This is a genomic window from Desulfovibrio sp., from assembly GCF_019424165.1.
In the GTDB taxonomy this organism is placed as follows: Bacteria; Desulfobacterota; Desulfovibrionia; order Desulfovibrionales; family Desulfovibrionaceae; genus Desulfovibrio.
In genome coordinates, this window is the sequence record NZ_JAHZAA010000015.1 from 11,129 (window position 1) to 15,502 (window position 4,374).

General features: G+C 59.5%; 4 protein-coding genes. All 4 read right to left on the minus strand.

What is annotated here, in order from left to right; genetic code table 11:
- Positions 1 to 2,293: ATP-dependent Clp protease ATP-binding subunit ClpA (gene clpA, locus QZ377_RS07125; protein ID WP_291440480.1), on the minus strand; the 2,293-nt coding region annotated here is incomplete at its 3' end.
- Positions 2,294 to 2,301: 8 nt separating this feature from the next.
- Positions 2,302 to 2,625: an ATP-dependent Clp protease adapter ClpS gene (gene clpS / locus QZ377_RS07130; RefSeq protein ID WP_291440481.1), complete on the minus strand. Its 324-nt coding sequence runs from the start codon at positions 2,623 to 2,625 to the stop codon at positions 2,302 to 2,304.
- Between the two features lie 23 nt (positions 2,626 to 2,648).
- Positions 2,649 to 3,290 (minus strand): class IV adenylate cyclase, encoded by a 642-nt coding sequence (locus QZ377_RS07135; RefSeq protein ID WP_291440511.1) that lies wholly within the window; start codon positions 3,288 to 3,290, stop codon positions 2,649 to 2,651.
- A partial coding sequence (locus tag QZ377_RS07140) for an AAA family ATPase (RefSeq protein ID WP_291440482.1) occupies positions 3,290 to 4,374 on the minus strand: 1,085 nt, incomplete at its 5' end. The genes QZ377_RS07135 and QZ377_RS07140, both read right to left, overlap by 1 nt.

The window sequence follows — 4,374 nt, forward strand, 5'->3', positions numbered from 1 at the left end:
AAGGCCTGGCGGCAGCAGATTCCAGCACAAGGGCATCATCCACAAGGTCAAGCCGGGCGCTGCCACCCTTGGCCAGCGAACCGAACAGCAGTTCGTGCGCCAGCCTGTCTTCCAGCTCGGTGCGCAGCAAGCGACGCAGGGGACGCGCCCCCATAGTGGGGTCAAAGCCCTTGCGGGCCAGCCATTGCCGGGCCTTCTGCCCAAGCTCGAGGCTCACCTGTCGCTGCTCGAGGCTTTCGGTAATTTCAACCATAAACTTGTCCACAATGCGCAGCATCATATCTTCAGTCAGGCTGTCGAAAGGCACAAGCGCATCAAGCCTGTTGCGGAATTCGGGGCTGAAGGTATTTTCCACAGCCTTGAGTCCCTTATGGGCCGCATCCTGCCGCGTAGCCCCGCCAAAGCCCATGGCCGGACGGGACATATCAAAAGCTCCGGCATTGGAGGTCATGATCAGGACAACATGCGAAAAGTCCGTCTTGCGGCCCGTGTTATCCGTCAGCGTGGCATAATCCATTACCTGAAGCAGCACATTGAAGATGTCGGGGTGGGCTTTTTCCACTTCGTCCAGCAGTACCACGGAATACGGAGCCTTGCGCACTGCTTCGGTAAGCAGACCGCCCTGATCAAAGCCCACGTAGCCTGGAGGCGCGCCGATAAGACGCGACACGGCGTGCTTTTCCATATATTCGCTCATGTCATAGCGCAGAAATTCCACGCCCATGAGTTTTGCCAGGCTGCGGGCTACCTCTGTTTTACCAACGCCTGTGGGGCCGTAGAACAAAAACGCTCCGGCCGGGCGCTGCTCCTGCCCAAGCCCGGCGCGGGCGCGCAAGATGGCCCGCACGGTAAGCTCGATGGCCGCATCCTGACCGAACACCAGCCCCTTGAGGTCTTTTTCAAGCGAGGCCAGCCGGTTGCGTTCTGTGCCGGAGACGGTGCGCACGGGAATGCCCGCCATACGGGCCACAATACGTTCCACATCCCCCACGCTTACCAGAGGCGGCAGTTTTTTTCCACTTGCAGGGGCTTTGCCGGACGAAGCCCTGGCCCCCTGCACACCACGCCCCAGGCGCACAGCCGCCCCGGATTCGTCCATAACGTCAATGGCCTTGTCGGGCAGCAGGCGGTCGCGCACATGGCGGGCCGTCAGGTCCACCATCGCCTTGACCGCAGCCGTGCTGTACCGGACCTTGTGGAAATCGGCATAGCGTTTTTCCAGCCCCTGAAGGATGGCGAGACATTCCTCCGGGCTTGGCTCGGTCAGGTCGATACGCTGAAAGCGTCGGGCCAGAGCGCGGTCTTTTTCAAAATGGTTGCGAAACTCTTCGTATGTGGTGGAGCCGATGCAGCGCAGTTCGCCGCTGGCAAGCACGGGTTTGAGCAGATTGGAGGCATCCATGGAGCCGCCGGACGTGGAACCGGCGCCTACGATGGTATGTATTTCATCAATGAACAGAATGGCTTCAGGCAGTTCCTTAAGGCGTTGCACCACAGCCTTGAGGCGGCTTTCAAAGTCTCCCCGATAGCGCGTGCCTGCCAGAAGAAGACCCATATCAAGGGCGAAAATCTTGGCATTGCTGAACATTTCCGGTACATCACCGTCAACGATGCGCAAAGCCAGCCCTTCGGCCAGCGCGGTTTTGCCCACTCCGGGGTCGCCCACAAAAAGGGGGTTATTCTTGCGGCGGCGGCACAAAACCTCCACCGCGCGGTCAAGCTCGTTTTCGCGCCCCACCAGCGGGTCTATCTTGCCTTCGCGGGCGCGGGCCGTGAGGTCAACGGCATACTGGGCCAGAGGATCGGCCTTGACTTCTTTTTCCTCACCTTCACCGCCCTGATCCACGCCGCGGGAGCCGCCACCCTCGTCCATACCGTGCGACACAAACGTGAGCACGTCCAGACGCTCCACCCCCTGCTTGCGCAGATAGTAGTGGGCATAGCTTTCCTCTTCATCCATGATGGAAATGAGCAGATCGCCCAGTTCCACGGTATCACGCCCGGCAGCGCGAATATGCTCCAGGGCGCGCTCAAGGATGCGCTGCACGCCTTCTGTCTGGGCCACTTCGTGCTTGCCCGCAAGGGGAACCACTTCCAGTTCGCGGTTAAAAAAATCCTCAAGCTGCTCGCGCAGCACGGCCACGCTGGCCCCGCTGCCCTCAAGCAGGATACGGCCGCGCATGCTGTTTGTGAGCGCATAAAGCACATGCTCGACAGTCAACATATCATGGCGGCGCCGGTGGGCTTCCATAAGCGCATCACGAATGACGCTTTGAACACTCTTGCTCAGCATAGGCAATCTCAGTAAATTTTTTCCATGGTGCACTTGAGGGGAAATCCGGCGGCTCTGGCTGCCTGATGCACCCTTTTCACCTTGGTTTCAGCCACTTCGTGGGTGTACACGCCACACTGGCCCACGCCCTGCTGGTGCACGTTCAGCATGATGGCGGTTGCTTCCTGCGTGGTTTTGTTAAAAATACTGCACAGAACAGCCACCACGAAGTCCATGCTGGTATAGTCATCATTATGCAGAAGAACCCGGTAACGATCCGGCTCCTTCAGTTTTTTTTCCACAATAACCTGGCTTTCGCCGTCGTCATTGCGGCCCTGTTTAAAAGAGGACATTCAATGGCTCCACAGTACAGTTTTCAGCGCGATACCGGGGGAACAGCATTTTCCTCCCCCAGTCCCAGTTGCTGCCGCCAGGCTTTTCTTTGCGCTTCGCTGAACACAAAGGAGCGGCGCGCAGGCAGGTTGTTACGCTGCAACCATTCCTGATGCAGCTCATGATAATTCTTGGTACTCATTGCCGTCTTGTCAAGCCCCAGGCGGTGCTGTACCGCCTCGATAGCTCCGGGTTCGCCTTCCAGTTCAGCCCCTTCCATAAAAGGCAGCACGTCCAGCTCCACCTCCACGCCATCCAGCAGCCAGGGTTCCCGGACTTTTTCATACTGCGCCACGGCGCTATAACCAAGGCCTTCAAGAATATGCTTCATGGCAGATGCTTCCGCCACGTCCACTTCACGCTCTTCGCGCACCTTGTACTGCCCGGCCCCGGCCGGAACTTCAGCCGGCAGCTTGAGGGTAAGCACATGGCGAAACCTTGTGGCCCATTCCTGGCTGCGCAGGCGCAGCAGACGGCCGGTGGCGGCAAGGCGGCCATCCTGTATATCAAAAACCGTATTGCTCTCAAAGTGCGCGCCAAGACAAAGCGCACCCGCTTCGGCAAGCCTGCGGCGCAGACTGTCCAGCTTCACATCCGGAAATTTGCGTTCCACTTCCAGCGGCATCACTCACCATTCTCCGCTTTGTGGCGACGATGAAAAAGCCGCTGCTGTAAGGCTGCGATGGTAGCAATGCCGCCCTTTTCCTCTCCGGGATGCACAATGGGATCAAAGCCCAGACGCCGGGCCTGGGTAAGGCGCAGCTCCTGTGCGGCCACAGGGCGTACCTGCCCGTTAAGGTCCACCTCACCCCACAGCACGCTTTTTTCGGGCAGCGGCACGTCATAGTAGGATGAAAGCACGGCAGCTACCAGGGCGAGGTCCAGCCCCGGTTCGTTGAGCTTCATGCCCCCGCCCACCTTGGCGTAAATATCCACCTGAGCGAAATTAAGTTTGAGCCTTTTTTCAAGCACAGCCAAAAGCAGATGCAGGCGGCCCACATCAAAACCCAGGGCAGCGCGGCGCGGAATGCTCAGAAACGTGCGGGATACAAGGGCCTGCACCTCCACCGCAAGGGGCCGCTGGCCGTCCACAGCCATGACCACGGCCGTACCCGACAACGACGGATCGCGCTGGCCCAGAAAAAATGTGGAAGGGTCATCCACCACCTCCATACCCCGCTGGCCCATGCGAAAAACCAGCAGTTCCTCATTGGGGCCAAAGCGGTTCTTGAACACGCGCAACAGGCGGAACATCTGCCGCCGGTCGCCTTCAAGCGAAATAACCGTGTCCACCATGTGCTCCAGCAGCCTCGGCCCGGCCAGTACCCCGTCCTTGGTCACATGGCCCACGAGTATGAGGGTGCAGCCCAGGCGACGGCACAGTTCAAGCAGGGAGGTGGCAACGGCCCGCACCTGGCTGACATTGCCGGGCAGGCCTTCGGCCTCAAGGCTTGTGAGGGTCTGCACCGAATCCACTACGAGCAGGGCCGGATTTTGCGCATTAGCCGCCTCTACCACATCTTCCACGCGGGACGTGGCAAGAGCCAGCAGATTGGGATCAAGCATGCCCAGACGCTCGGCCCTGCCCTTGATCTGAGGCAGGGACTCCTCACCACTGGCATAAAGCACGGGGCGGCCGGCAGCGGCCATCTGAGCGGCCACAAGCCCGGCCACCTGCAAAAGAAGCGTAGATTTACCTATGCCTGGCT

Excerpts from the sequence above, each read along its gene's own strand:
- clpS (WP_291440481.1), bottom strand. The coding sequence starts at position 2,625 with ATGTCCTCTTTTAAACAGGGCCGCAATGACGACGGCGAAAGCCAGGTT.
- QZ377_RS07135 (WP_291440511.1), bottom strand. The coding sequence starts at position 3,290 with ATGCCGCTGGAAGTGGAACGCAAATTTCCGGATGTGAAGCTGGACAGT.